The sequence below is a fragment of the Novosphingobium naphthalenivorans NBRC 102051 genome, from assembly GCF_001590985.1.
GTDB classification, from domain to species: domain Bacteria; phylum Pseudomonadota; class Alphaproteobacteria; order Sphingomonadales; family Sphingomonadaceae; genus Novosphingobium; species Novosphingobium naphthalenivorans.
Map to the genome: position 1 here is coordinate 15387 of NZ_BCTX01000033.1, position 26789 is coordinate 42175.

The 26789-nt window shown below is 63.4% G+C and carries 32 protein-coding genes; 6 read left to right on the plus strand and 26 right to left on the minus strand.

The window, feature by feature from the left end; genetic code table 11:
• Position 1: 1 nt before the first annotated feature.
• The 3 genes from NN5_RS12205 to NN5_RS12215 are packed head-to-tail and all read right to left on the minus strand — an operon-like array spanning position 2 to position 1306.
• Complete coding sequence (locus tag NN5_RS12205) at positions 2-532, minus strand: sigma-70 family RNA polymerase sigma factor (protein WP_067734379.1); 531 nt, start codon at positions 530-532, stop codon at positions 2-4.
• Positions 529-987, minus strand: coding sequence for a DoxX family protein (locus NN5_RS12210; RefSeq protein ID WP_067734380.1), 459 nt, complete (start codon positions 985-987; stop codon positions 529-531). Before NN5_RS12210 ends, NN5_RS12205 begins: the two co-directional genes overlap by 4 nt.
• A 31-nt stretch (positions 988-1018) precedes the next feature.
• Positions 1019-1306 (minus strand): BufA1 family periplasmic bufferin-type metallophore, encoded by a 288-nt coding sequence (locus tag NN5_RS12215; RefSeq protein WP_067734425.1) that lies wholly within the window; start codon positions 1304-1306, stop codon positions 1019-1021.
• 166 nt (positions 1307-1472) lie between these two features.
• Between NN5_RS12215 and bufA2 the strand changes: the two genes are divergently transcribed.
• The 3 genes from bufA2 to NN5_RS12230 all read left to right on the plus strand — a co-directional run bounded on the left by bufA2 (position 1473) and on the right by NN5_RS12230 (position 3509).
• Positions 1473-1757 carry a BufA2 family periplasmic bufferin-type metallophore gene (gene bufA2, locus NN5_RS12220; RefSeq protein ID WP_157081118.1) on the plus strand — a complete coding sequence of 95 codons (285 nt, stop codon included), beginning with the start codon at positions 1473-1475 and terminating at the stop codon, positions 1755-1757.
• 94 nt (positions 1758-1851) lie between these two features.
• The gene (bufB, locus tag NN5_RS12225; protein WP_067734381.1) at positions 1852-2727 is read left to right on the plus strand and encodes an MNIO family bufferin maturase; all 876 of its coding nucleotides are present in this window, start codon (positions 1852-1854) and stop codon (positions 2725-2727) included.
• Positions 2724-3509, plus strand: coding sequence for an HvfC/BufC N-terminal domain-containing protein (locus NN5_RS12230; protein ID WP_067734382.1), 786 nt, complete (start codon positions 2724-2726; stop codon positions 3507-3509). Before bufB ends, NN5_RS12230 begins: the two co-directional genes overlap by 4 nt.
• A 47-nt stretch (positions 3510-3556) precedes the next feature.
• On the opposite strand, the gene nifA is transcribed toward NN5_RS12230, so the two are convergent.
• From nifA to NN5_RS12285, 11 genes are all read right to left on the minus strand, one after another.
• Positions 3557-5248 (minus strand): nif-specific transcriptional activator NifA, encoded by a 1692-nt coding sequence (nifA, locus tag NN5_RS12235; protein WP_245656445.1) that lies wholly within the window; start codon positions 5246-5248, stop codon positions 3557-3559.
• Positions 5249-5483: 235 nt separating this feature from the next.
• Complete coding sequence (locus NN5_RS12240; RefSeq protein ID WP_067734384.1) at positions 5484-5789, minus strand: ferredoxin family protein; 306 nt, start codon at positions 5787-5789, stop codon at positions 5484-5486.
• Between the two features lie 50 nt (positions 5790-5839).
• Complete coding sequence (locus NN5_RS12245) at positions 5840-7153, minus strand: FAD-dependent oxidoreductase (RefSeq protein WP_067734385.1); 1314 nt, start codon at positions 7151-7153, stop codon at positions 5840-5842.
• A gap of 10 nt (positions 7154-7163) precedes the next feature.
• Positions 7164-8264 (minus strand): electron transfer flavoprotein subunit alpha/FixB family protein, encoded by a 1101-nt coding sequence (locus NN5_RS12250; protein WP_067734386.1) that lies wholly within the window; start codon positions 8262-8264, stop codon positions 7164-7166.
• A 14-nt stretch (positions 8265-8278) separates the two neighbouring features.
• The gene (locus NN5_RS12255) at positions 8279-9136 is read right to left on the minus strand and encodes an electron transfer flavoprotein subunit beta/FixA family protein (protein ID WP_067734387.1); all 858 of its coding nucleotides are present in this window, start codon (positions 9134-9136) and stop codon (positions 8279-8281) included.
• A gap of 2 nt (positions 9137-9138) precedes the next feature.
• Complete coding sequence (gene nifW / locus NN5_RS12260; RefSeq protein WP_067734388.1) at positions 9139-9516, minus strand: nitrogenase stabilizing/protective protein NifW; 378 nt, start codon at positions 9514-9516, stop codon at positions 9139-9141.
• Positions 9503-10249: a serine O-acetyltransferase gene (gene cysE / locus NN5_RS12265; RefSeq protein ID WP_067734389.1), complete on the minus strand. Its 747-nt coding sequence runs from the start codon at positions 10247-10249 to the stop codon at positions 9503-9505. The genes nifW and cysE overlap by 14 nt, the downstream gene beginning before the upstream one ends.
• Positions 10249-11394: a homocitrate synthase gene (nifV, locus tag NN5_RS12270; protein WP_067734390.1), complete on the minus strand. Its 1146-nt coding sequence runs from the start codon at positions 11392-11394 to the stop codon at positions 10249-10251. The genes cysE and nifV overlap by 1 nt, the downstream gene beginning before the upstream one ends.
• Positions 11395-11421: 27 nt before the next feature.
• A complete protein-coding gene (gene nifS, locus NN5_RS12275) occupies positions 11422-12624 on the minus strand; it encodes a cysteine desulfurase NifS (RefSeq protein WP_067734391.1) in 1203 nt (400 codons plus the stop codon).
• Positions 12625-12675: 51 nt separating this feature from the next.
• Positions 12676-13596, minus strand: coding sequence for a Fe-S cluster assembly protein NifU (nifU, locus tag NN5_RS12280; RefSeq protein WP_067734392.1), 921 nt, complete (start codon positions 13594-13596; stop codon positions 12676-12678).
• A 12-nt stretch (positions 13597-13608) separates the two neighbouring features.
• Positions 13609-13929 (minus strand): HesB/IscA family protein, encoded by a 321-nt coding sequence (locus NN5_RS12285; RefSeq protein ID WP_067734393.1) that lies wholly within the window; start codon positions 13927-13929, stop codon positions 13609-13611.
• A gap of 241 nt (positions 13930-14170) precedes the next feature.
• On the opposite strand from NN5_RS12285, the gene NN5_RS12290 reads away from it, so the two are divergent.
• Entirely contained in the window at positions 14171-14779 is a 609-nt protein-coding gene (locus NN5_RS12290; protein ID WP_067734394.1) for a hypothetical protein, read from the plus strand.
• A gap of 875 nt (positions 14780-15654) precedes the next feature.
• On the opposite strand, the gene NN5_RS12295 is transcribed toward NN5_RS12290, so the two are convergent.
• The 12 genes from NN5_RS12295 to nifH form a co-directional block, all read right to left on the minus strand.
• Positions 15655-16065 carry a Rieske (2Fe-2S) protein gene (locus NN5_RS12295; protein ID WP_067734395.1) on the minus strand — a complete coding sequence of 137 codons (411 nt, stop codon included), beginning with the start codon at positions 16063-16065 and terminating at the stop codon, positions 15655-15657.
• Positions 16062-16454, minus strand: a complete 393-nt coding sequence (locus NN5_RS12300) for a group III truncated hemoglobin (protein ID WP_067734396.1) — start codon at positions 16452-16454, stop codon at positions 16062-16064. The genes NN5_RS12295 and NN5_RS12300 overlap by 4 nt, the downstream gene beginning before the upstream one ends.
• Positions 16451-17074, minus strand: coding sequence for a nitrogen fixation protein NifQ (locus tag NN5_RS12305; RefSeq protein ID WP_245656447.1), 624 nt, complete (start codon positions 17072-17074; stop codon positions 16451-16453). Before NN5_RS12305 ends, NN5_RS12300 begins: the two co-directional genes overlap by 4 nt.
• Before the next feature lie 92 nt (positions 17075-17166).
• Positions 17167-17460: a ferredoxin III, nif-specific gene (gene fdxB / locus NN5_RS12310; protein ID WP_067734398.1), complete on the minus strand. Its 294-nt coding sequence runs from the start codon at positions 17458-17460 to the stop codon at positions 17167-17169.
• Complete coding sequence (locus NN5_RS12315; protein WP_067734399.1) at positions 17457-17660, minus strand: CCE_0567 family metalloprotein; 204 nt, start codon at positions 17658-17660, stop codon at positions 17457-17459. The genes fdxB and NN5_RS12315 overlap by 4 nt, the downstream gene beginning before the upstream one ends.
• A 14-nt stretch (positions 17661-17674) precedes the next feature.
• Positions 17675-18133 carry a NifX-associated nitrogen fixation protein gene (locus NN5_RS12320; RefSeq protein ID WP_067734400.1) on the minus strand — a complete coding sequence of 153 codons (459 nt, stop codon included), beginning with the start codon at positions 18131-18133 and terminating at the stop codon, positions 17675-17677.
• Position 18134: 1 nt separating this feature from the next.
• The gene (nifX, locus tag NN5_RS12325) at positions 18135-18539 is read right to left on the minus strand and encodes a nitrogen fixation protein NifX (protein ID WP_067734401.1); all 405 of its coding nucleotides are present in this window, start codon (positions 18537-18539) and stop codon (positions 18135-18137) included.
• Positions 18536-19915, minus strand: coding sequence for a nitrogenase iron-molybdenum cofactor biosynthesis protein NifN (nifN, locus tag NN5_RS12330; protein WP_067734402.1), 1380 nt, complete (start codon positions 19913-19915; stop codon positions 18536-18538). Before nifN ends, nifX begins: the two co-directional genes overlap by 4 nt.
• The gene (gene nifE / locus NN5_RS12335; RefSeq protein WP_067734403.1) at positions 19915-21579 is read right to left on the minus strand and encodes a nitrogenase iron-molybdenum cofactor biosynthesis protein NifE; all 1665 of its coding nucleotides are present in this window, start codon (positions 21577-21579) and stop codon (positions 19915-19917) included. The genes nifN and nifE overlap by 1 nt, the downstream gene beginning before the upstream one ends.
• Before the next feature lie 79 nt (positions 21580-21658).
• Positions 21659-23218: a nitrogenase molybdenum-iron protein subunit beta gene (nifK, locus tag NN5_RS12340; protein WP_067734404.1), complete on the minus strand. Its 1560-nt coding sequence runs from the start codon at positions 23216-23218 to the stop codon at positions 21659-21661.
• A 35-nt stretch (positions 23219-23253) separates the two neighbouring features.
• Complete coding sequence (gene nifD / locus NN5_RS12345) at positions 23254-24756, minus strand: nitrogenase molybdenum-iron protein alpha chain (protein ID WP_067734405.1); 1503 nt, start codon at positions 24754-24756, stop codon at positions 23254-23256.
• 97 nt (positions 24757-24853) lie between these two features.
• Positions 24854-25726 carry a nitrogenase iron protein gene (gene nifH, locus NN5_RS12350; RefSeq protein ID WP_067734406.1) on the minus strand — a complete coding sequence of 291 codons (873 nt, stop codon included), beginning with the start codon at positions 25724-25726 and terminating at the stop codon, positions 24854-24856.
• Between the two features lie 357 nt (positions 25727-26083).
• Between nifH and NN5_RS12355 the strand changes: the two genes are divergently transcribed.
• Positions 26084-26515, plus strand: a complete 432-nt coding sequence (locus tag NN5_RS12355) for a response regulator (RefSeq protein WP_067734407.1) — start codon at positions 26084-26086, stop codon at positions 26513-26515.
• Positions 26516-26573: 58 nt separating this feature from the next.
• On the plus strand, positions 26574-26780 hold the full coding sequence (locus NN5_RS12360; RefSeq protein ID WP_067734408.1) for a TOBE domain-containing protein: 207 nt from the start codon (positions 26574-26576) through the stop codon (positions 26778-26780).
• The last annotated feature ends 9 nt before the right edge of the window (positions 26781-26789 follow it).

Here is a 26789-nt window from a genome sequence, read left to right on the forward strand (position 1 = left end):
GTCAGCTTGCCTTCTCGATGATCGCGGCCAGCTTGCGCAGGCCGCGATGGATATTCACTTTAATGAGCGACGGGCTCTGCCCGGTCCGCTCGGAAGCTTCGGCGACCGAGCACCCTTCGATCTTCACCAGTTCGATCGCCTCGACCTGCGCCGGCGGCAACTGATCGAACAGGCGCTCAAGGCTGACGCGCGCCATCACCGGCTCTTCCCCGCTGTCCTCGCTGGCGGTGTCTTCCAGCAGTTCCTGCGTCTGCGTGCGGTATTCTGCGCGCAACTGGTCCACCCAGCGATAGCGGGCAATGGCTGCCAGCCAGGGGAAGAACGGCCGCGCGGGATCGTAAGTCGCGCGCTTGCCATGGAGCGAGAGCAGCACGTCCTGCACCAGATCATCCAGCTTTTCCGCCGCGATCCGCTTGCGGAAATAGCGCCGCAGCCACTTCGCCGCCTGCTCCAGCAGAACGGCATAGGCCTGCCTGTCGCCCTGCTGCGCCGCGCGCATCAGCCGCGCCATGGTCGCTTCGTCCCCGTTCATCGCGGCATCCCCCCCGAGCCCGAAGTATGCCCCACCCTGTCGAGCGCAAACAGCCCGCCCCCACGCACGATCAGCACGAGGGCCAGCGCCACCCACAGGATATGCACGCTCCACCAGGCTTCGGGAAAGACGAAAATCTGAATGACCATGGTCATCCCCAGCAAGGCCAGCGCGGAAAGGCGCGTGGCGGCCCCGGCCAGGAGCAGGATGGGGAACAGATGCTCGAAGGCCACGGCCATGGGAGCGGCGAGATGCGGAGGGAGCGGCACGGCGGAATAGTCGTTTTCGAACAGGTAATACGTCGCATCGCTCACCTGCAGCCAGGTGCCTTCCACGACCTTGCTCCGGCCCGAGCGCCAGAACACGCCCGCCAGCGCCACACGGACGAACAGCAGCGCGATTCCCTCTACGACCGGGCCTTGCAGGAATCCCGTGATCCTTTGCCATGACTGCATCGCCCGCTCCTCCCCGCAAAATCCGCTTCGATCAGCGCTCGACCGGCGTCAGCGAGCCGGCACCTTGGGGTGTCCTGATCGACGTGCAGGTGCCTTTCTTCACCAGCTTCCAGGCATTGCCCTGATAATCGCGCGCGGACGTGCCCGCGCAACTGGTGCCCGGCCCGGCCGCGCAATCGTTGTGCCCGGCCTTGGCCACGCCATAGCACTTTTCCATCGCCGGCTTGTCCTTCGCGCCGGCTGGCGGAACGGCCAGCACACCGGCCAGGGCCCCGGACACGACAGCGCCAGCCAGGGCGGCAATCGAACGGTTCTGCATGATGATCTCCTGATGGTCGCCCGGCACCCGCCGGGGATCACACCGTCATTCGCCCTCTCTTCCGCGCCGGTTACAGGGCCGCAAATTTTTCGGGCGCTGTAACCCTGCCGCGGCGCCCTGCGAATGACGCCATGCCATTCGGGCAAACAACGTCAGGAGAAGACCTATGCAGATTGCGCACAAGACCGGCTTCGCAGCTATCGCCGGAACCCTTGCCCTCTCGTCCGCAGCAGCCTTTGCCGCCACCGCTCCGGCCGGCAGCACCGGCGCCGCGCTGGGCACGGACGACATGGTGCATTGCTACGGCGTGAACGCCTGCAAAGGGCACGCCGACTGCAAGACCACGCAGCACGAATGCAAGGGCATGAATTCCTGCAAGGGCGAGGGTTTCAAGGCCATGGCGGCCGGCGCCTGCCTGACCAAGGGCGGCACGATCGGCGACATCGGCTGATCTGACACGCCCCGGCGGCCCGGTTCCCCGTTCCGCCCGCCCCCTACCGGGACCGGGCCGCCCAATTCCCACGCTGCCCCGCAGGAACCGCACCATGACGCACATCGAGCCCTTCGCAGGATTTGGCCCCTTCTCAGGATTTGGCCCCTTCTCAGGATTTGGCCTGGGCCTTCGCCGCTCGCACTATCCTGATTTTCTGGACGGCGAAGTGGACCTCGATTTCGTCGAAGTCATTTCGGAAAACTTCATGGTGGACGGCGGCAAGCCGCTCGCGGTGCTCGATGCGGTGCGGCACAAGCACGAGGTGGTACTGCACGGCGTCTCGCTTTCGCCCGGATCGGCGCATGGGGTGGACCGGGACTATCTGGCCCGCCTCAAAGCGCTGGCCGAGCGGATCGAGCCGCTCTGGATCTCCGATCACTTGTGCTGGACCCGCAGCAGCGCGCACAACAGCCATGACCTGCTGCCGCTGCCCTATACGGCCGAAGCGCTGGGTGTGGTCTGCGAGAACGTGACGATCGCGCAGGACGTCCTGCGCCGTCCGCTGCTGCTGGAAAACCCGTCGAGCTATCTGAGCTTTCCCGAAAGCGAGATGACCGAATGGGAATTCCTGTCCGCAGTGGCACGCCGCACCGGCTGCTATCTGCTGCTCGATGTGAACAACATCTATGTCAGCGCCCATAACCATGGCTTCAGCGCCGAGGCCTACATCGCCGGACTGCCGCTGGAGCGCGTGCGCCAGATCCATCTGGCGGGGCACACGCCGGGCCCGATCGCCATCGACACCCATGACCGCGCAGTGTGTGGCGGCGTCTGGGAACTCCTCGCCCATACCCTTGCTTGCACCGGTCCTGCCGCCATCATGATCGAGCGCGATGACGCCATCCCTCCGCTGGCGGACCTGCTCGACGAACTGGCCATCGCCCGCCGCATCGCGGACCATGTCCGCCGGGAAGTGGTGGCGGCATGACTCTGGCTGAACAGCAAAGCCGGTTCCTGCAGGGGCTGATGGCAGACGATGCGTCTCTGCCGGAGAACTGGCAGGCGCGCGAACGGGCCGGGTATGAGATCTATCGCAATGCCTACCGCGCGCGGCTGATCGATGCCCTGCGCGAGACTTATCCGCGCACCGCCCTGCTTACAGGAGAGGACGCTTTTCAGGCCGCCGCCGCGCATCACCTGATCATGCATCCACCCGCAAGCTGGACGCTCGACGATGCCGGAGCAGGCTTTGCGCAGACGCTCGAAGACCTGTTCCCGCATGATCCCGACGTCACCGAACTCGCGTGGATCGAATGGGCCATGCAAGCCGCCTTCACCGCTCGCGATACCGTTCCTCTGGACGCTTCGGGGCTGATCGCGGCGACGGCCTCGTTCGGCGATCAGGACTGGCAGGACCTGCGGATTGCATTCGTGCCCGGTCTTGCGGTGCGCCTGGTCCGCCACGATGGCGCGGCGCTCTGGCCATTGCTTGGCAACGACAATGGCATCGCCGCCGCCCGCGCCCTTCCCCTCATGCCTGAGGCGAGAGGCTGCGTGGTCTGGCGCGAAGGCCTGCGCCCGACGTTCACAATGATCGATGCCGCCGAAGCGCAGGCGCTCGCCCTTATGGAGAGCGGGGCCAGCTATGGCGCGGCGTGTGAACTGCTGGCCGGTCTGCTGGGAGACAAGCAGGCCGTGCCACTTGCTGGCGAGATGCTGGCACGCTGGCTTGCCCGCGGCTGGATCGCATCCGTAACCGGTATGGAATGAGCCACAGCTTCCCTAGCGATTAGCGGGCAGCCCGGGACTGATCGATCCTAGAACTTGCGCACTTCGATCCCGTATTTGCGGATCGCATAGCCGATCTGGCGCGGCGTAAGGCCCAGCACGCGCGCCGCCTTGGCCTGGACCCAGCCGGTCGATTCCAGTGCCTTGAGCAATTCGCGCTGCCCGACCTTAACGTTATCCGCAGGCGATTCTCCCGGACCATCGCGCTCGATCAGGTCAACCGGCTCTGCTTCCTCCCGCTCGGGAAGAGAAGCGACAGGGCGCGGCTGAACGATCGGGAATGGTGCCGAAACAGCGGACTTCCAGAGGGTTGCCGAAAGGCATTCGTCGTTGCGGCAGGCAAAATCGCCTTCGCCGATGCGGTCCTCGTGTGCCAGCGTGGCCGTGCGGCGGATGCAGTTTTCCAGTTCGCGCACATTGCCGGGGAAGTAACAGCTTTCCAGCACGCGGATCGCCGAAGGCGAAAGCTGGTGCTCGGTGTGATGTTCCTCGTCGAAACGGCGCAGGAACTCGCGCGCGAGCTGGGGAATGTCCTCGCGCCGGTCGCGCAGGGCCGGCAGGCGAACCGAAACCACGTTGATGCGGTAATAGAGGTCCGCGCGGAACTCGCCCTTGGCAACCATTTCCTCCAGATTGCGGTTGGTCGCGCAGACGAGACGGACATCGACCTTGATCGTCTGCGTTCCGCCGACCCGTTCGAATTCGCCTTCCTGCAGCACGCGCAGCAGCTTGACCTGGAACGCCGACGTGGTGTCACCGATCTCGTCGAGGAACAGGGTGCCGCCATCGGCCAGCTCGAAGCGGCCCTTGCGCTGGGCCACGGCGCCGGTGAAGGCGCCCTTTTCATGCCCGAACAGTTCCGATTCCAGCACGGATTCGGGCAAGGCCGCGCAGTTCAGCTTGATGAACGGCTTCTTCGCCCGCGGCGAGAAATCATGCGTGGCCCGCGCGAACAGTTCCTTGCCAGTGCCGGATTCCCCGCGCAGCAGCACGGCGGAGTGGCTGCGGGCGACGCGCTTGATCTGCTGCAGGGCATTCTGCAACGCCGGGCTGGAGCCCACGATCCCGATCGCGCTGGCCTTGCCCTTCTTGCCACTGCCGCCCGCGGGCGGATTGTCGCGGATCAGTTCCTTTTCCAGAATGCGCTGCTGTTCCATCAGCCGCTCGCGGTCCCGCTGGACCATTTCGAGCAGGCGTATGGTCTGGCCGATCAGGTTGGCGACCATAGTGAGGAAACGCACGTCCTCGTCAGCCGCGTGATAGGTCGTGCTTTCGTCCCAGATCTGCTCGATCGTGAGCGTTCCCACGACATCGTTGCGATCCTTGATCGGCACCCCGATGAAGGACACGCGGCTGTCCTCGGGCTTCGCCCCTTCGAAACTCCAGCCCGGGAAGAGCGAACTCTTCTGCATGTTCTGGACGACGACAGGCATCCCTGTCCTGAAAATGCGGTCCACGGCCTGTTCGGGAATGTGCCCGAACCAGACTCCGGCCCGTTCCTCGCGCCAGCCGATCCCCACGACGTTGACCGGCGTCCCCTCCTCGTCGAGCAGGGTGACGAGGCCATGACGCATGTCGAGGAAGCTGGACAGCAAGGTCAGCACATTCGCGAGCGTCATTTCCAGCCGCCCGGGCACTGCGAGCACCTTGGAAATTTCGTACACGCCGCGCAGCGCCATGTCGGCCCGCGTATGGCTCGGTTGCCGGCTATAGGTATTCACATAAGATCCCGGCGGTAGCGCGTTCGAAGGGCTGATCACCTGACTATCCATGACGGAAACCTTTCTGCCGTCAGGACATCTTCTCCACCGGTCCTTGTCGATAGTCCCGATCGTCTGCCGGGATTCGGACGCTAGAGAGGAAAAGTCTCAGATTTCCGCCGATTCTACAAGCAATGAGTGCGCTCCCTCGAAATTGACGAAGAGCTCGCAGAGGTAACTTTCGAAAGCCCGGCCATTAACCGAACTTGTAGAGAACGCCGAAACCACCGCGCGGATAGTTCCATTCGACTTCACCCGTCTTGCGAGTGACGATCCGGCAGGTTCCGCATTCAAGACAACCGTCCGCGGCGACCTCGACCTGGCCGTTTTCGGTTTTCGAGTAACAGCCGGCCGGACACAGCGTGATCATCGCCATCAGACTGGCCGAAGGCGTCGTGTGCGGCTTGACCTTGATGTGCGGACGGCCGGCATCGACCAGATAGCGGTTCTGGAACAGCTTCTCTTCCACTTTGGCGCGGGGCGCCGCCATTACGTCACTCATCTGCCTGCTCCTCGTCTTGTCCAGGTTTGGATTGTTCTAAAGTCGGCGGTTCAGCGCCATGCGCGGACTAGCCGGAAAGCATCGCCCATCATGCCCCACAGCGTGCGGGTCTCACGGAAATTGCGGATAATCGCCTTTTCCTTGGAGATCTTGTCGATCCCGTCGACGCGGAACCAGGTCTGCATCGCCGCGCTGATCAGCTTGGGGTACGTACCGAAGAAGTTGCCCTTGTTCCTGTGCAACAGGTCCGGAATGCCCTTGTACTTCTTGAGGTCCTTCATGACGAAGGTCTGCCCCAGCCGCTTCTCGTACTCAGCCAGGTTCGCAGCGGTCATTTCCTCACGCTTGCGGGTGAGCGAAACGACCGTTTCGGCAGCAACGCGGCCGGTGGTCATGGCCAGGTTCGAACCCTCGCGGTGCACGGCGTTGACGAACTGCCCGGCGTCACCGACCACGATCCAGCCCGCTCCGGTGAGCTGCGGAATGGCCTTGTAGCCGCCCTCGGGGATCAGGTGCGCGGCGTATTCCTTGCACTCCGAATCCGCCAGCAGCGGCTTGATCGAAGGATGGTTCTTGAACGCCTCCAGCAGTTCGTTCGGCGTCACGTCGGTTTCCGCGAAGTCCGAAACGATGCAGCCGATGCCGACCGAGATCGATTCCTCGTTGGTGTAGAGAAAGCCAGTGCCGGTCATGCCCTTGGTGATCGTGCCCATCGCCTCGATCACCACGCCTTCGTTGCCGGAAAGGTTGAAGCGCGCCTCGATCGTCTCGCGCGGCAGGAAGTGCATTTCCTTCACCGCCAGCGCGACCGTGTCGGGCGAGACTTCGTTGCGGAGGCCGGAACGCTGGCCAACCAATCCGTTCACGCCTTCGGCCAGAACCACGACATTGGCCATGATCGGCGCGCCCTGGCGGTCGGTGCGCACGCCGATGACCTTGCCCGAGAGATCCTTGACCAGTTCGGTCACGGTGGTCTCATAGAGCACCAGCGCGCCAGCTTCCTTCACCTTGGAAGAGAACCACTTGTCGAACTGTGCGCGCAGGATCGTGTAGCGGTTCGGCTTCTCCTCGTTGAAGTCGTCCGAACGGTAATGCATACCGGTGTGCGACTTGTCGTCCATCGTCCACATGCGCTGCTCGATCACGTGGCGTTCCAGCGGCGCTTCGTCGCGGAATTCCGGGATGATCTTCTCTAGGGCATCGGCATAGAGGATCGCGCCCTGCACGTTCTTCGAACCGGCATATTCGCCGCGTTCGATCTGCAGGACATTGAGGCCTTCCTTCGCCATCACATAAGCGGCGGCATTGCCGGAAGGGCCGGCTCCCACGACGATGGCGTCGAACGGCTTGCTGAATTCGCCCATGGGTTCCTCCTCAGCTTGCGAGACGATTGACGCGCAGCCGCGCCGCGAAAGCGTCGGTCAGCGCGGGCAGCAGGGTGACGGCATCGGCCACGATGCCCAGATGCGCGAATTCGAAGATCGGCGCATGGGGATCAGTGTTGATGGCGACGATCAGGTCGGCGCCTTCCACGCCGACGCGATGCTGGATCGCGCCCGAAATGCCGGCGGCGATGTAGAGCTTGGGCCGGATGGTCTTGCCGGTCTGGCCGATCTGGCGGTCCGACGTGATCCAGCCCTTCTGCACCAGCGGGCGCGAGCCGCCATATTCGGCGCCCAGCACCTCGGCCAGTTCCTTGACCAGCTGGAAGTTCTCGACCGAACCGAGGCCCAGCCCGCCGGCGACGACGATATCGGCATAAGGCAGGTTCGCCTTGTCGGTATCGCGGTCGGCGATGAAGTCGAGCACCTTGGTGATCACGTCATCTTCGACCAGCTTGGGATCGAACTCCACGATCTTGCCGGTGCGGCCTTCCTCGCGCTCCGGCATGGCGAGAACGCGCGGGCGCACGGTCGCCATCTGGGGGCGGAAGTTCAGCGTGAAGATCGTGCAGAGCAGCGAGCCGCCGAAAGTCGGGCGGGTGGCTGCCAGCGAACCTTCATCGTCGATCGCCAGTTCGGTGCAGTCGGCGGTGAGACCGGTCTGCAGCGTGGTCGCCACCGATCCCGCCAGATCGCGCCCGAGGTTGGTCGCGCCGAGCAGCAGGATCTCGGGCTTGTAGGTGTTGACGATGTCGGTGAGGACCTTGGTCGAGGTCTCATTGCGGTAGTGCTTCAGCGCCGGATCCTGCGCCAGATAGACGCAGTCCGCGCCGTATTCGAAGCAGGCAGCCGCCGCCGCATCGAGGCTGGCGCGGTCGTCACCCATGACGACGGCTGCCAGTTCGACGCCGCGCTTGTCGGCCAGCTTGCGCCCCTCGCCCAGCAGTTCGAACGAAACCGAATGGACCTGGCCATGCTCGATCTCGACCGCCACCCAGACGTGCTTGTACGCCTTGAAGTGCTCGGGCAGTTCCTTCTTCGTATTGGCGCGGCTGCCGCCGGCTGCGGGAGCGGGCTTGTTGTTTTCGGCCATGGTGAACGCTCCTTTCAGACGTAGTGTTGCGCGGCGTGTTCGAGCAGGTCGTGCTCGACGCCGGGGGCTTTGGCGAAAATCGCTTCGACGAGCGCGGCGGCCTTGGCCTCGGCCTTGCCGTCGACTTCGACCAGCGCGGCCTTGTCGGTGCGGGCCGAAGGCGCAAAGACCTTCTTCACGATCGTCGGCGAACCGCGCAGGCCGCACTTGGTCAGGTCCTCGATGCCGACCGCAGCGGCATTCCAGGTCACGACTTCGGCACGGGCGGCGATGAGCGCGTTTTCGATCGAGCCGCGGCGCATCTCGTTGCTCGCCTCCAGCATGGTGATGAGCACGGGCAGCTTGGATTCCAGCACCTGCAACCCACCCTCGGCGCGGCGTTCGACTTTGATCGTGCCTGCCTGGGTATCGGTCTCGATGATCCGGGCGATATAGGTGAGCTGGTTGTAGTCGAGCCGCTTGGCAATGCCGGGGCCGACTTGTGCAGTATCGCCGTCGATCGTCTGCTTGCCGGTGAAGATGATCTCGGGCTTGCCGAATTCCTCGGCTACTTTCAGGAGCGCCATCGACAGGGCATAGCTGGTCGCCAGCGTGTCCGACCCGGCGAAATAGCGGTCGGTCAGCAGCACCGCGCGGTCGGCACCGAAGGTCAGCGCCTTGCGCAGCGATTCCGCGGCGGTCGGCGGGCCCATCGTCAGCACCGTGACAGTGGCGCCGAAGCGGTCCTTCAGCCGCAGCGCCTCTTCCAGCGCGAAAAGGTCATAGGGATTGATGATCGTCGGCACGCCCTGGCGCATGATCGTATTCGTGACCGGGTGGACACGGATCTGCGCACTGTCGGGGACCTGCTTGATGCATACGACGATATGCATGGTCACTCTCCTGAGGGTGCAGTTTGGCCTGCAGATAAGTTCTGGCCCGAAAGGGCGGTTAGCGGCACGAAGGGGCGGTTCGGCTCCGGCTTGGGCTCAATCGCCTCCTTGTGAACCTTGAACAGCCGCTCCTCGATCGGCGAGGACTTAACGAAATCCTCGTAAGCTTGGGTGAGATGGTCCCGGCACAACGCCATGAGCGCGGCATCGTCGGCATTGGCCAGCGCGCCCTCGACTTCGCTGCCGCGCAAGTACTGGCCCATGCGCCGCAGGATGTGCAGCCGCGCGACGTGAACCACGGAGGGCTCGTAGGGCACACCGAGGAAAGTGAAGAAATCCTCCGCGCTCGACAGGCCCTGAAGATCGTCAAGCAGGCTCATGGGTATCCTCCTCACAAGTCGGTTCGCGCCCGTCTCGATGCGCAAGGCGCATTTCGAGAAAATCGATCCGGTCGAGCAGTTCGGCGATGGCCTCGCCCACCGGGTCGGGCATGAGATGATGGTCGAGATCGATCCGCCCGCCGACGCGGCGGCGATCCGATGCGGCGCGAACGAGACGGCCGGGAATGCCCACCACCGTCATTGCCGGCGGCACGGGGTCGACAACCACGCTGTTGGCCCCGACGCGGGCGCCCTTGCCCACCGTGATCGGCCCCAGGATCTTGGCGCCGCAGCCGACCAGCACGCCGTCTTCCAGCGTGGGATGGCGCTTGCCCGGAGACCAGCTGGTGCCGCCCAGCGTGACGCCGTGGTACAGCGTCACATCGTCCCCGATCTCGGCTGTCTCGCCGATCACGACACCGGCGCCGTGATCGATGAAGAAGCGCCGTCCGATCGTCGCGGCCGGATGAATGTCGACATTGGTCAGCAGCCGCGCGAACCAGGACAGGAAGCGCGCCGGGAAGCGTAGCTTCGCGTGCCACAGCCGGTTGGCGATACGGTGCCAGACAATGGCATGAATGCCCGGATAAGTCAGGACAACTTCAAGCCAGTTATTAGCCGCCGGGTCGCGTGCGGCAACGCAGCCGATGTCTTCCCGCAGCATGGCAAACAGCGAGAGACGGCGTGGCGGCGAGGCAGGCGCGACCTGATCCATCAGAGTCGAGAACGGCATCACGCCGTTCCTTCCGCCATGGCCGAGCGGCAATAGATCAGCGCCAGATCGGCCAGTTCCACCGGCTGTTTGGTGATGAGCGCGCGCGCCCGAACATCCGCGAGGATCCGCTCCAGCCGCTGCTGGTCGGCCTCAAGCCCGATCGAGCGCAGGCTGGACGTGACTGCCGCACGGCCCGAGTGCCGGCCGAGCAGGATGCGGCGCTCCCGCCCGAAACGAGCCGGGTCGAGCGCCTCGTAAGTTCCGGAGTCGCGTAACAGGCCGGAGACATGGATGCCGGATTCGTGCGTGAAGACCATCGAGCCCACGATCGGCTTGTTCTCCGGGATCGTCCGGCACGCGGCGCGCGCGACAATGTCGGCCAAGTGCGGAAGCTGCGTGAAATCGACGCCGGTCGCGCAGCCCAGCGTTTCGCCCAGCCCCGCCACGACTTCCTCCAGCGGCGCATTGCCCGCCCGCTCGCCAAGGCCCAGCACGCAGACGCTGACATGCGTGGCCCCACCGCGCACCGCCGCCAAGGTATTCGCGGTCGCCAGCCCGAGATCGTCGTGGCCGTGGAATTCCAGCTCGATATCCGTTTCACGCGCCAGTTCGCGGAACAGGTCGCAGGTGCCGAAAGGATCGAGCACGCCCAAGGTATCGGCGAAGCGGAAACGGTGCCCGCCCGCCTCCTCGATGGTGACGACGACGCGCTTCAGGAAATCGAGATCGGCGCGGCTGGCATCCTCGCCCCCGATCGAGACGCGAAGGCCCCGGTCCAGCGCATAGCCTACCACTTCCTCGATCCGGGCCAGGACATCGGCCCTGCCGGTGCCGAACTTGGCGCGGATCTGGCGGTCGGACACCGGAACCGAAAGGTGCACCCGCGCCACGCCGGTCCGCGCAGCCGCGTCGACGTCCTCGCGCGTCGCCCGGCACCAGGGGATGATCTGCGAGGTCCGCGCCTGCTGGGCCATCGCGGCAATCGCCTCGATATCCTCGACGCCCATGGCCGGCGTCCCCGCCTCGATCTCGTCGACGCCCGCCGCTTCGAGCGCGGCGGCGATCGCCAGCTTCTCGTCGAGACTGAAAGCGACGCCCGGAGACTGCTCGCCGTCGCGCAGCGTGCTGTCGTTGACAATGACACGGGGCTGGTAGGCGAGCATGGTCCGGTTCCTCCTCAGGCGATGGGGTCAGGCGTAAGTCGGGTTGAAGGCTTGGTTGTCGCGTTCGCGCCAGAACGGCGACATCTCGCGCAGCTTGCCGATGATCTCGGGCATGACTTCCAGCACGCGGTCGACATCGGCATCGCCGTTCTCGCGGCTGAACGAGAAGCGGATGGCGCCGTGCGCGGCGGTGTACGGCACGTTCATCGCGCGCAGCACATGGCTGGGTTCGAGCGAGCCGGAAGTACAGGCCGAGCCGGAACTGGCGGCAATGCCCTGGCGGTTCATCAGCAGCAGGATCGCCTCGCCCTCGATGTATTCGAACGCGACATTGGCGGTGTTGGGCAGGCGGTTGTCCGGATCGCCAGTGACGAAGCTGTTGCCGATCTGCTGGAGAAGCCCCTTCTCAAGCCGGTCGCGCAGCCCGGCGACACGGGTCTGCTCGTCCGCCATGTGCTCCATCGCCAGTTCGGCCGCCTTGCCGAGGCCAATGATGGCGGGAGCGTTCTCGGTGCCGGCGCGGCGGCCGCGTTCCTGATGGCCGCCCCGGATCAGCGGGCGCAGGCGAGTGCCCTTGCGGGCATAGAGCGCGCCGATGCCCTTGGGACCGTGCAGCTTGTGGCCGGAGAGCGAGAGCATATCGATTTCGTTTGTCGCCATGTCGATCGGGATCTTGCCGGCCGCCTGCACGGCATCGGTGTGGAACAGCGCACCGGCCTGATGTGCCAGTTCGGCAAGCTGTTCGACCGGGAAGATCGTGCCGGTCTCGTTGTTCGCCCACATGATCGAGACAATCGCGGTCTTGGGGCCGAGCGCCTTGCGATAGGCCTCCATGTCCAGCCGGCCCTTGGCATCGACGCCGATGATGTGAACCTTGGCGCGCCCGGTCTTTTCGAGATGGGCGACAAGGCTGAGTACCGCCGGATGCTCGACTGCGGACGTCACGATCTCGTCACGGTCGCCCTGGGTTTCCAGCGCGGACATGATCGCCATGTTGTCCGCCTCGGTGCCGCCCGAGGTATAGATGATCTCGTGGTCGAACTCGGCGCCAAGCAGCGCCTGGAGCTGCTTCCTCGCCTTGGCCAGCGCCCCGCCTACCTCGGCACCGAAGGCATGCATCGAAGAGGCATTGCCGAACTGTTCCGAGAAAAACGGGATCATTGCCTCCACGACCTTGGGGTCGCAACGGGTGGTGGCATTGTTGTCGAGATAGACGGGCGCGGGTTCCATGGTGGGGGCCTTTCCTTGGATCTTTCAGTTACCGGTCACCGGTGAACGCCATCAGTGAACTGGCGCGGCGGGGATCACGATCAGCGGCACGCCGACCGCCTCGACGAGACGGGCCTGCACGCCCTCGATCGTGGCGCTCGACAAGTGACAGCCGACGCAAGCGCCGGTGAGCTTGACGATCACCCGGTTGCCTTCGACGTCGACCAGCTCGCAGTCGCCGCCGTCGCGCTGCAGCGAAGGACGGATCTCTTCGAGCGTCTGCTCGATGATCTTGATCTTCTGCAGCGTGGTCAGCGGGGCCTTGGCAGCCGCGTCGGTGCGGACGACCTTCTTCTCCTTGACCTTCCGCGGGACGACGCCCGGCACGAAAGCCTTCTCGGCGGCCAGCAGCCCTTCGGCCACCATCTCGGCATTGACGCGTTCAAGCACGCCCTCGATGCCTTCGGCGCAAGTCGAGCAGCCACCGCCCGCCTTGGTGTAATTGGTGATCTCGTCGACCGAGGTGAGACCATTGGAACGCACGGTGCGCTCGATCATGCCTTCATCGATACCGAAGCACTTGCAGATCAGGGCGCCTTCCTCGTGGTCGTCCACCCATTCCTCGCCGCGGTAGTTGGCGACGGCCGCCTGCAGCGCCTCGTAGCCCATCACCGAGCAGTGCATCTTCTCGGGCGGCAACCCGCCGAGGAAGTCGGCGATGTCCTGGTTGGAAATCTTCATCGCTTCTTCGATGGTCTTGCCGATGATGAGTTCGGTCAGGGCCGAGGAACTGGCGATCGCCGATCCGCAGCCGAAGGTCTGGAAGCGGGCGTCGGTAATGATCTGGGTTTCCGGATCGACCTTGATCATCAGGCGTAGCGCGTCGCCGCAACTGATCGCGCCGACATCGCCGACGCCGTCGGCGCCTTCCAGAACGCCGCTGTTCTTCGGATTGAAGAAGTAGTCTTTGACCTTCTCGCTATATTCCCACATTGCCGGTCTCCGTCAGCCAAATGACTTGCCGCATGAGCAGCTGTTCGATGCGTTAGGGTTGTCGAAAGTGAAGCCCGAGCCTTCGAGCGCGACCACGAAATCAATCGTGGTGCCCGCCAGCAGCGGCTGGCTGTCAGGATCGATGAAGATCGAAACCCCGCCGCTGCTCACCACCGCGTCCGCGTCGTCGGGCGTGCCGACAAGGCCCATCATGTACTTGTAGCCGGCGCATCCGCCTGCCTCGACCTGGATGCGCAGACCGGCGGGCGATGCTTCCGCCTTGTCGATGGCGCTGCGGACTGCGTGAACGGCACTGTCAGTCAGGACGATCATGGCGCTGCTCCTGGCATATCTTGTTTTGGTGGAAGCTTGTGCAGCAAGCAGCGTGCCAAGTTCGGAAATGGCAGGATTCCCGAGTGTGCGCGCCGTTACGTGTCAGCTTTGTCACAAACGTCCGGCGGCATTTTGTTGCAATGCACACAATGACGGGCGCGCAATCGCGACAAAGCCTCCCCAGGACAAAACGGCCCGGTTCTTGCGTGGCACGCGAGCGCATCACCAGCAGGAGACAATCATGTCCACACTTGCCGCCACCGCACTCGAAGATACCGCCTTCGGGACACTTGCCAGCCAGCACCGTCTGCTCAACGCCGTGCTCAAGGAACCGCTGCCCAAGGCCGGAACTTTCGGCTTCCGGGGCGACATCGCCCTCGCCTTTCAGGATCAGGTCGCCGACGAAGCCCGTCCGCCGGCCTATTCGATCGAACAGATTCTCGCAGTCGCCGATGCTGCCACCGGCAAGATCCCGGTGCTGGCGGGCTATCTCCACAACTTCGCCTGGCTCAAGGACGCCGGCGAAGTGCTGGCCGACTTCCTCGTGCCCGAAGGCACTTATGTCTTCTTCGTCAACAACATCGACTTCCTGAAGAAGTACACGGTCGCCCTGCCCGGCGGCGTGACCGCGAAGATCCTGCCACTCGATGAATCGACGGTGTGGAAGGAAACGCTCGAACTCGCCGACATCGACAAGAACGACGTGAAGAAGATGAGCGGCGCCCAAAAGCTCGAATACGTGCTCAACACGCTGACCGAAACGGCGATGCCCTTCCCCGAGATCAGCTACGAGGATGGCGTCGCGACGATGGAACCGGTGCGCAACCGTAACGAGAACCGCCCGGTCTGATGGTCAAAGGGCGCGCCGCCCTATCCGAGTGGCGCGCCCGCAGCTTTCTGAAAGAACGCTCACATCGCCACCGCTGCGGGCCCGACAGATTTCGACCTGAATGAGCGGCGCTTATCGGCAAAGGGGGAAGGTTCGTCGAATGGCGGAATAGTCGGGGGAAGTGGACTTTGCACTTGTTCAATCTATGCAAATTCCGCTGCTTTTGTACCGCCCATTCTCAATGCTTGCAGCGCACCCAAATCCCGTACTAGTTTCCCGGGCGCAACGCCCCGGCACCTCTAATCCTTTGCGAACTCGCCGACCAAACTCCACAAAATTGTCGTCGGTTTGGTCGGGCAAGCAGTCGCCAAGGCATTCCGAAGAACTCCTGCAGACTTTTCCGCCGTCTGCGTAAGGAAGTACGCAAGTCTGATTTCGCAAAAAACCAGCAACAACTATTCGACCGCCCCGCGCGATGCATTGCTCTATTTCGTTTGGCGTGAGTTGCCTGCCCATATGATGTGCTTGGCTCGGTGTGTCCGCCATTGCCATAGTAGCGAAGCCTAAAGTCAGCAAAGATGAAACAACCAACCTCATTTGCGACAGCTATCACTTTTCAAGAATGACCGCTATGTCGGCGATTCTGGAACGGCATGTTTTAGGCCGGATTTGAGCCAAGCTGCCCTTCCCGAACTTCGTCATCCCCGCGCAGGCGGGGATCCAGCGAGCACAGCGCTTCGAAGCCGGAATCGATCGCCAGATTTCCGCCACTTCGGGTTACGAACGCCGACATTTCCCTGATGGACACAGCGTGACTGAATTCCCGCCTGCGCGGGAATGAGGAAGGGAGGGGTAGCGACTGGGAAGCAAGCCCGATACAGCCCCATCCATCAACCCTACTCCGCCCCTTGCCCGCTGTCGAAATCGTCGTCCTCGACAAGCGCGACGCCGGAAAGGCAGATGTCGCCCTCGCTGTCGATCTCAACGTCGATCGCCGTGAGCCGCTGGCCCAGGCACGGGCCCTGGACGCATTCCCCGCTGCCCAGATCGAACAGCGCACCGTGCTTGCCGCACTGGATCCGCGTGCCCTCGCTGTCGAGGAACTCGCCGCGTTCCCAGTCGAGATGGGTATCCTGATGCGGGCAGCGGTTTTCGAACGCGCGCACATTGCGGCCCCAGCGCAGGATGAAGATCGGCCAGGGCACGACATCGCCCTCGTCATTGCGGCGTGCCAGCACCATCGGAACGGCACGGCGATTGGGGATGTCCTCCAGCCCGCAAACGGCGAACAGTTCGTCCGCCATCATGCCGAAGCCCCCAGTGGACGCGTTTTCGGTGTAGGCAGCGGTAGCAGGCCCATCTTGAAGCTCTGCGTCATGTGCCGCGCCCGCTGCATGGCAGGGCCGGCAAGCTCCTCGGGCAGCTCTTCCTTCACGGCCTGCTCGAACGCCGCCATCCAGCGGTCGAAATGAGCTTCCTCGACCGTGAGCTTGGTGTGATGGACATAAGGCGTGCCGCGCTTGTAGCGATCGGTGCCCAGCAGCGCGTGCGACCAGAAATCGGCGACGATGCCGTAATGCTCCTCGAAATCGTCGATCTCGGCCCGGAACATGGGCCCTAGCAGATCGTCTTCCAGAGAGAGGTCGTAGAAGCGGCGGACCATGGCCATGATCGCCGTTTCCGGGTCCTTCGTCATAGATAAGCCTCCTGAGCTGCAACCGGCTTTCCATTGGCGATCCGGGCCAGCAGCGCTTCGCCGTCCTCGGCGCCGAAACAGGCTTCGAAATCGTCGCATTCGGAACATACCGGGGCGGAGCAGAGGCGGAACCCCTCCGACGTGCACATCATCCGGTAAAAGAACTTCTTCCATTTCATGTCCGCGCTGTTCTTCATCGCCAGGCGCGGGAAATGCTGCTGCATCAGCATCGAAAGCTCGGTGCGGTTGGCCAGCCCCAGATCCTGCCAGAGGTGATTGGGACGCTGGCTGCGTCGCGCGATCAGCCGCGTCAGCAGGAGTTCGAAGACGGAAGCTTCCGCACAGTTCATCCAGAGGATGTCGCGCAGCGCCTGCTCTTCCTTGCCGACCATCGCTTCGCCCGCTTCGGGCAGGCTCACATGCGGGAAAACCAGGCGGCACAGCTCACTGAGTTCCTCGCCATCAAGCCCGATGGCATCGGCCAGCGTGCTCCCCTCGCATTCGGCTTCGAACAGCGACAAGGCCAGGATGGAGGAAGTGATGTGAACGTCGAACGCCGGAACACTGGCGTTCCCGCCCTGCCAGAGAAGCTCTGCATAGATCGTTTCAGCCCGCCCCATCATCGTGCTCCTCGTCACAGCATGTTGTCACATCATAGTGCGCCTTTCAGGTTCCTCTCCGATAGCTTCGCTGCCCGCGTTTTCTTGTTTTTTCAGGCCGCCAGCGCGTGAGTCTGGCAATTGGTCGGGCAGACGCGTGCGCAGGCGCCGCAGCCGATGCAGGCATCGGCATCGTTCATCGCCATCACGCGCTTTTCGATGTCTTCATCATCGTCGTCATCATCGAGATCGACGATGTCACCATCCTCGTTCAGGCCTTTCAGCGTCATGACGTCGCGGCCGCAGACCTTGAAGCAGCGCCCGCAGCCGATGCAGGTCTCCGGGTCGATCGAGACGAGGTAGTCGGGCTTCCAGTCGCGCCCGCCGCGGGTGAGGAACGCACTCATGCCGCAGCCTCCAGCGCCTTGAGCTCGGCGCGCTTGGCTTCGAGCATGGCATAGCTGTCACGCACGCGTTCGGCGGTAGCCATCACGTTCTCCACGCCCACGGGCAGTTCCTCCGACAGGTCATGCAGGTCCATCTTCGCCTGCATCGCCTTGGCCGAAAGCTTCTTCACTTCGGCCTTCAGAGTCTCGACATCGGACATCTGGAAAATCTCCCTCAGTAGTCGGCGACCGCCGGGAATTTCTCGATCATCTCGACCGCCTGCCCGATCAGCTTCTCCGCCTCGGCATTGAGCTTTTCGAGGCTGTCGAAACCGAAGCGATGCGCGTCGCGCAGCTGCTTGTTGAGCACGATCAGGCGCCCGGCGATCAGCACCATGCGGCCGAAGCCTTCATGGCTCATCTTCATCATCGGCTGGACCATGCGCTTGGTCCGCCGCTCGATTTCCAGGCACATCGCGCCATAGAACAGTTCGAGGCGCCACAGCGTGTCGGGATCAGGATCGCCGATGATCGGGATCGCGCGGCGCCTTTCCTTGTCCATGATATAGGGTTCGAGCAGCTGGTAGTCGCTCTTGCGTTCCCAGTGGCCATGCGTGTCCTGCGCGCGGATCTGGCGCACCAGCGCGGCGGCGAAGCCTTCGACGACTGGAGTTTCAACGACAGCTTCAGTCATCTCAGGCTTCCTCTTCTTCGAAATCAAATGAGCGCTCGCCGCCCTTCGCCATAACCTTGCGCAGCCACGGCGGCGGCGTGCCGTTGAGCACCTGGCGCAACTTTTCGAGCATACCTTCGATCGGTTCCGGCTCGGGCACCTTCATCGGGTGGATGTTCTGCGCAACGACACGCGCCGCCCCCGAACCGCCGATCGCGGCCACGACAAGGATCGAGACACCCTTGAGCGCATCCAGCTTGGGCGCCAGCTTGTCCTCGTCCCCGTCTTCCTTGAGATCGCCGGTGAAGGCTTCGACGCGGTCGAGCGACCAGCCCTCGGGGGTCAGATCGTAGATCGCGATATTCTTCGCCCATCCAAAGTGGGCATCGATCCGTTCCAGGTCCTGCGTGGCAAAGGCGACTTTCATGGGACAAGCTCCTTTTCGGGCTCTTGGGAAACGGCGGGCGCCACCGGCCAGGCATCACGCCAGTCATCCGGCTGCGGCTCGTGATGGCGGTGCATCAGCATGTTGCCGATGGCGAAGATCAGATCCCGCGTGCCGCGATAGCCGACGGTCACGAGGTGCCCCGCGCCCAGCGTGTCGAACATCGGGATGCCGATGCGGAAATGCGGGATATGCAGCCGTTCGGCCGCCTGACGGCCATGGCTGTGCGTCAGCAGGATATCGGCCTCTGCCGCCCCTGCCTCCAGATCCTCAAGATCGCCGATCATCACGCTTTCGCACGGCAGCTTCGCCAGAATCGGAGAAGTCGTGGTGGTGATGGCGGACGAAATCAGCGCGCCCATCTCCGTCAGCGTCGAGACCAGCGCGTAGAGCAGATCCGGCTCGGCCCCGATCGCGAAGTGCCGGCCGCCGATGTGGAAATGCCCGTCGAGCATGGCATCGACCAGCTGGCCGCGCTGGCGGCGGTACTTGCGCGGCACCGGCTGGCCCGAAATCTCGCTGAGGAACAGCATCAGTTCATCGCAGGCGGCAAGGCCCGTGAGGCGCTCGAACAGACGATAGGGGACACTACTGCGTCGTTCGAGCGCCTCTGCTGGGGACCGCATTTGTTCGCCGACCGCAAGGGTCCAGCCTGCGTGGCCCAGCGCGCGGACCTCCTCACATCCGGCGCCGCCCAGCGTCGTCGGGGTGAAATCTTCGGGAATATGGCCATCGAGCGAGCCGGACAGATCCGGCACGAACGTGGGCTCCAGCCCGAATGCCTCGATAATGTCGCGCAATTCGTCGAGATCGCCCGGCGTCAGGTGGCAACCGGGCAGGACATTGACGCGCTTCATGTCGCGCTTGGCCACTGTCGCTTCCGGCACGACCTCCTCGATCATCGCGGTGACGGCCTTCGACCAGCCATCCTCGAACGCGCCGGTGAAGTCCGGTGTCGAACACTGGACAATCGCGACATTGTCGAGTTCGGGATGGCGCTGGCGGATCGTGGCCACGAAGCCCTTGAGGTCATCCCCCTTCACTTCGGTGACCCCGGTCGAGCAGATGCCGATGATCTCGGGCTTGGTGCGCTTGACGATGTTGAGCACCGCCTGCTCGACATTCTCGAAGCCGCCCAGCACCGTCGCCACTTCGGACATAGCCGTCGTCTGCAGCGGGATCGCTTCGCGGAAGTGGCGCACGAAGAGCACGAGACCGAAACTGGTGCAGCCCTGCGAGCCGTGCAGCAGCGGCATGGCTCCGCGCATGCCCATGAAGGCCAGCGCGCCGCCGATCGGCTGGCTCATCTTGAGCGGGTTGACGGTGCAGGCCTTGGGGTTCTTGACCAGTTGCGCCATCACGCAGCCTCCGCCACGCTGGAGGTGGCAGGCCCCTCTTCGATGATCTCGTCGATCAGCGGACCGCAGGCGCCGCAGCCGGTCGAAGCGCCCGTCGCCGTGGCCACAGCCTCGCGGGTGGCCGCCCCGGCGACGATGGCATCCTCGATCATGCCCACGTTGACTGCCTTGCACTTGCAAAGCCCCTCGGCGCGGCGTTCCGCCTCCACCTCTTCGGGCGTCATGGCAGCGGCGATTTCCTCGCCCTCGGCCATGGCCTTGTCCTGCCAGCTCACTTGCCCCGGCACTTCCCACGGCGCGGGCTTGCGCACCTGTTCCCACATCGGGTTGGAGAGCGTGCGGTCAATCTCCTTCACCATCTCGACCATGCCGTGATAGCCGGCAAAGGCGCAGTGGCGTTCCTGATTGATGTCCATCCACGGCATCGAGGCCTTGAGCGCGATGAACTGCGAACGCCCGCCCGAAAGCATGATGTCCGCTTCCGCCGTCTTGAGCTTGCGGTACATCTCGCGCGGAGTGAGATCGTCAAACATGTGGGCATCGTCGCCCATCAGCTTCTTGATCTTGTCCTTGTCTTCCTTGGTCGATTTCTTGACCGAGGTGCCGACGATCTCCATGCCCGCTTCCTGCAGCGCGGCCACCACCGACCACGACTTCACGCCGCCGGTGATGAGCAGGACCTTCTTGCCCTTCAGGCGCGCGGCATAAGGCGCAATGGCCTCCCAGGCGCGGGCTTCCTCACGGGCGATCACGGCCTCAGTGCGGTCCATCAGTTCCGGATCGGCACCGCGCTCGATGAGCAGGCGGGCAATCTCGCGCAAGCTGTCGGACATGTCCCCAATGCCGTAGAACGAGCCCTCGAAGAAGGGGATCTCGTACTTCTCCTCCATCTTGCGGGCGACGTTGATCATCGCCTTGGAGCAGACCATCATCGCCGCCTTGGCACGGTGCGACCAGGCCACTTCCTTGTAGCGCGCATCGCCCGAGATGCAGGAGAGGATGCGGATGCCGAGCTCGTCGAGCAGCGGCTTCACCTGCCACAGTTCGCCGGCTAGGTTGTATTCGCCGATGATGTTGATGTCGTAAGGCGTGGTGTACTCGGGCTCCTGCGTGCCGATCACATGCTTCAGGATCGCTTCGCCCGCGAGCTTATTGCCGAGGTTCTTGGGCCCCACGAAGCCGGGCGAGAGGATCGGGACACAGGGCGTCTCGAACTTGGCCGTAGCGGCCTTGCAGACGGCCTCGATGTCGTCGCCGATCATCGCGGGCACACAGGTCTGATAAACGAAGACCGCCGGCGGGGCGTACTTGTCGACGATCTCCTTGATCGCCTTGAACAGGTGCTTCTCACCGCCGAAGACGATGTCCGTCTCGGTCATGTCGGTGGTGAAGCCGGTGCGGTAGAGCGAGGAGGCGGACGTCTTCGCGCCGCGGTTGTCCCAGGAATTGCCTTCGCAGGCGATGGGACCGTGGACGAGGTGCGCCACGTCCGTGATGGGCTGGAGCGCGATCTTCGCTCCGTCGAAGGCACAGCCGCCAGCGGCGCCCCCGGGCTGGAGCTGCTTGGTGCAGCCCTTCTTGCGTTCTTTTTCCGACTTGGCCTGGTTCTTCGCGCAACCGGGTTCGTTGAACACTTCCTGGATGGTCTGGTTCACACTGCTCATCGAAAAGCTCCCCGGTTGCGCTTGAAACCTCCCCCCGCCATGCCCGCGAAAGCCGGAATGGCGGGGGAAATCCGTGACATCAGCGAATGATGTCGTAGCTGTAGTCGGTCTTGGCGGGCACGTTGGTGGTCGCGTCCATGTGCTCGAAGATCCGGTCGAGGATCGTCACGAGAACATTGAGACCACCCTGGTAGCCCCACACCGGGTAGCGGTGCTTGTGGTGCCGGTCGAAGATCGGGAAGCCGATCCGGATCAGCGGCACGCCGGTGTCACGCTCCAGGTACTTGCCGTAGGTGTTGCCGATGATGAAGTCCGGCTTCTCCGTGAACAGCAGCGAGCGCATGTGCCACAGGTCCTTGCCCGGATAGGCCTTGCAGTTCGCGCCGAACGGCGAGGACGCGAAAAGCTCTTCCATCTTGGCCGCCCAGGCCTTGCCGCCGTTGGTCGAGAGGACCACGATCGGCTCGCCGCCCAGTTCCATCACGAACTTGGCGAGACCATAGGCAAGGTCCGGATCGCCGTAGATGGCGAACTTCTTGCCGTGGATGTGGGCATTGGAGTCGGCGATCGCGTCAACCAGACGGCCACGTTCCTTGGCCAGCTCGTCAGGGATCTCGACACCGGCGAGACGGGCGGCTTCCATCACGAAGCTGTCGGTCGCCTCGACGCCGATCGGGTGGTTGAACGCCACCGTTTCCTGGCCGTGCGCGGCGATGAACGGCAGGGTCTTCTCAGTGCAGTATTCCTGCATCGAGATGGTCGCCTTGGCGTGAAGCGCGTTGGCCGCGTCCTCCAGCGTGGTACCGCCGTCGTACATGCGGAACTCGCCGTCGGTCGGGGTGTCCCAGACGTCCGACTGGTCGCCCACGATCGTGTAGTCGATCTTCATCATGTCGAAGATGCGCTTCACTTCGCGCAGGTTGCCCACGGCATAGCCGTCGAACCCGTTGAGGAAGTTGATCTTCCCGTTGGGAACGCGGACCATCGGCTCGACGGTCTTGGCCTTGCCGTCCCAGAAGTGCTCCAGGATGCCCTTCATGGCATTGTCGTAGCCGGTGATGTGGCTGCCGACGAACGCCGGGGTGTGGGCGAAGGGAACGTCGTATTCGGCCGGAACCGATTCCTTTTCCTTCGCCGTCTTGATGAAGGCGTTGAGGTCGTCACCGATGACTTCCGCCATGCAGGTGGTGGAGACCGCGATCATCTTGGGCTTGTACATGTTGTAGGCGTTGGCAAGGCCGTCGATCATGTTGTTCAAGCCGCCGAACACCGCCGCGTCCTCGGTCATCGACGAGGAGACGCACGAGGTCGGCTCCTTGAAGTGGCGCGAGAAGTGCGAGCGGTAGTAGGCCACGCAGCCCTGCGAACCATGCACGAAGGGCAGCGTGCTCTCGAAGCCGACCGCGGCGAAGACGGCGCCGAGCGGCTGGCACGCCTTGGCCGGGTTGACGGTGAGCGCCTCACGGCTGAAGTTGAGTTCCTTGTACTCTTCGGTCTTGGCCCATTCGCGAACCCGGGCCACCTCTTCGGCGGGGTGCGGGTTCTCGAATTCCGCTTTCTTGCGGGCGAGCATGTCGGTGTATTCCTCACCGCGGAACAGCTCGAAGTGGTCCTTAACCTTATCTGCGTCCTGGGGCATCGAAGCCTCCTGTCAAATGAGTGGGTGAGAAGCCGTTACTCGGCGGCAATGGCCATGTAGTCGCCGTCGTCCTTCTTCCAGGGCGTCGGGGCCATCTTCCAGACGGGCGAGTTGATCGCCATGTCCATGTCGCGGGCGAAGATCGCGAAGCCGTCGTAGCCGTGGTAAGGGCCCGAGTAGTCCCAGCTGTGCATCTGGCGGAACGGCACGCCCATCTTCTGGAAGACGTACTTTTCCTTGATGCCCGAACCGACGAGGTCCGGCTGGATCTTCTCGACGAACTTCTCGAACTCGTAGCCGGTCACGTCGTCGTAGATCAGCGTGCCGTCCTTGACGTAGTGCTGGGCCGTGCGCTGATAGTCGTCGTTGTGGCCGAATTCGTAGCCGGTGCCGACCACGTCCATGCCGAGGTCCTCATAGGCACCGATCACGTGACGCGGGCGCAGACCGCCGACGTAGAGCATGACCTTCTTGCCTTCGAGGCGCGGCTTGTACTTGGCGATCACCGCTTCCATCAGCGGCTTGTACTTGGCGATGACGCGCTCGGCGCCTTCCTGGATGCTCTCGTCGAAGTAGGCGGCGATCTTGCGCAGCGATTCCTCGATCTTGCTCGGGCCGAAGAAGTTGTATTCGCACCAGGGAATACCGTACTTCTCTTCCATGTGGCGCGAGATGTAGTTCATCGAGCGGTAGCAGTGCAGGACGTTGAGCTTCGCCTTGGGCGTCGCTTCCAGTTCGGCGATCGAGCCGTCGCCCGACCACTGCGCCACGACGCGAAGACCCATTTCCTCCAGCAGGATGCGGCTGGACCAGGCGTCGCCGCCGATGTTGTAGTCGCCGATGATGGCCACGTCATAGGGGCCGGGCTCGAACAGCGGTTCCTTGTCTTCGCACTTGTCGAAGACCCAGTCGCGCACGGCGTCGTTGGCGATGTGGTGGCCCAGCGACTGCGAAACGCCGCGGAAGCCTTCGCAGCGCACCGGAACGATGGTCTTGCCGTCGTATTCCTTGCTCTTGGCCTTCGAAACGGCCTCGATGTCGTCGCCGATCAGGCCGATCGGGCATTCGGACTGGACGGTGATGCCCTTGTTCAGCGGGAACAGCATCTCGATCTCGTCCATGATCTTGGCGAGCTTCTTGTCGCCGCCGAAGACGATGTCCTTTTCCTGGAAGTCGGAGGTGAACTGCATCGTCACGAACGTGTCGATGCCGGTCGTGCCGATGTAGTAGTTGCGGCGGGCAGCCCAGCTGTACTGGCCGCAGCCGACCGGGCCGTGGCTGATGTGGATCATGTCCTTGATCGGGCCCCAGACCACGCCCTTCGAGCCGGCATAAGCACAGCCGCGGATGGTCATCACGCCCGGGATGGACTTGATGTTGGACTTCACGCCGCAGTCGCTCTTGCCCTCTTCGTGGACGTTGAGGTGCTTGGCGCGGCGCTTGGCCGTCTTGGCCGGATAGACTTCAAGGACTTCCTGGATCAACGCCCGGTTGCGTTCCTTGACTTCTGCAATGTCTGTGGGGTTCGAGACGCTCATTTCGATGCACTCCTGCTTTTATCGGGCCGGTTTGATCCGGGAACCGTCCCCCGCTGGGTTGCGGGCAGCGGGGGACGGGCCTTGCGGCAACCTGGGATCAGGCTTCGGCGGCGCTCAGGCCGACCTGGCTCTCGTCGACGGCCTTCATGATGCCGTGCTCCATGAGCAGGTCTTCGAGCTCGTCCATCGTGATCGGGGTCGGGATGATGCCGTTGCCCGAGTTGTTGTGGACCTTTTCGGCCAGCTGGCGGTATTCGTTCGCCTGGTTGCTGTCCGGAGCGTACTCGATGACCGTCATGCGGCGCAGTTCGGCATGCTGCACGATGTTGTCGCGCGGAACGAAGTGGATGAGCTTGGTGCCCAGCTTGGCAGCCAGCGATTCAGCCAGTTCCAGTTCCTTGTCGGTCTGGCGCTCGTTGCAGACCAGGCCACCAAGGCGCACGCCGCCGGAGTTGGCGTACTTGAGAATGCCCTTCGAGATGTTGTTGGCCGCGTACATGGCCATCATCTCGCCCGACATGACGATGTAGATTTCCTGCGCCTTGTTCTCGCGGATCGGCATGGCGAAACCGCCGCAGACCACGTCGCCGAGCACGTCGTAGGAGACGTAGTCGATGTCTTCGTAGGCACCGTTTTCTTCGAGGAAGTTGATCGAGGTGATAACACCACGGCCAGCGCAGCCAACGCCCGGCTCCGGACCACCCGATTCAACGCAGCGGATGTCCTTGTAGCCGATCTTCATGACGTCTTCGAGTTCGAGGTCCTCGACCGAACCAGCCTCGGCAGCGAGCGAGAGGATGGTGTCCTGGGCCTTGGCGTGAAGCATCAGGCGGGTGGAGTCAGCCTTGGGGTCGCAGCCGACGATCAGAATGCGCTGGCCGAGATCGGCGAGCGCGGCGAGGGTATTTTGCGAGGTGGTGGACTTGCCGATGCCGCCCTTGCCGTAGAAGGCGATTTGACGAAGTGACATTGCATGCTCCTAAGCTGTTCTTCGCGGTACTCCGGGGCGGTTGCCTGCTCCGGACTCTCCCCGTCGCCCATGTTCTCCTGCGGCGGGTCAGCGGGCCGAAACGCGCTGTGCCGGCTATTGTGCAATGCCCGTGCCAAATGCTCGCAGGCGCAGCAAAGTGACGCTTTTCCGGGTATTTCCGAGTTATGTCGGGCGATGTCGCACCATGTGACAAAGCGGACAAACACACCGGACTTGTCGCAAAGGACACATGCGACACAGGGCACTGGCGGCACAGATCCGGCGGTTTTTGCGGCGCAGCAGGATTGGCGCGCGACTTGCTTGTCAAAAAACGCAAACAACTGATGGAGATGCCCCATGCAGATCGGTGTCGAAACCTCCAAGGCCGTCGACCAGCGGCGTATATTCGTCGTCGATGAAGACGAGATCACGCGCGCCGCGCTGCAGTTCATGCTGCACGACGAGATCGAGACCCATGAACTGACCAGCCTCGCCGAAGCCTATGAAAAGGGTCAGGACTGGCTGCTGCCCGACGTGCTGATCCTCGGCATGTCGATCCTGAAGGCGCATGGCGTCGAAGTCCTGGACGAGATCGCGGCGCGCTATCCGGCGGCCCGCGTGCTGATCGTGGCGGGCAAGGAAGACGAGGAACTGGGGCTGGCCGCGCTCAAGGCCGGTGCTGCAGGCGCCCTGCTCAAGCCGCTGCGGATCGAAGCGGTGCGCCAGAAGGTGGACACCATCCTGGGCCGCGCGGGCGGCGCGGAACTGATACAACTGGGCGGTCTGTAAAAGACCGTCTCATTCGGGGGATGTCTGCGGGGCACACCTACATAAGGAGTGTCACCCGATGAAAATCAGCGCGCGTAATCAGATTTCCGGAACCGTCACCACCATCACCCCCGGCGCCGTCAACGGCTCGGTCAAGGTCGATATCGGCGGCGGAACCGTGGTCACGTCCAACATCACCGAGGAATCCATTGCCGAGCTCGGCCTGGCGGTCGGCGATGCGGTGACGGTGATCATCAAGGCCAGCGACGTCCTGATCGGGAAATAGCCGGCCTCT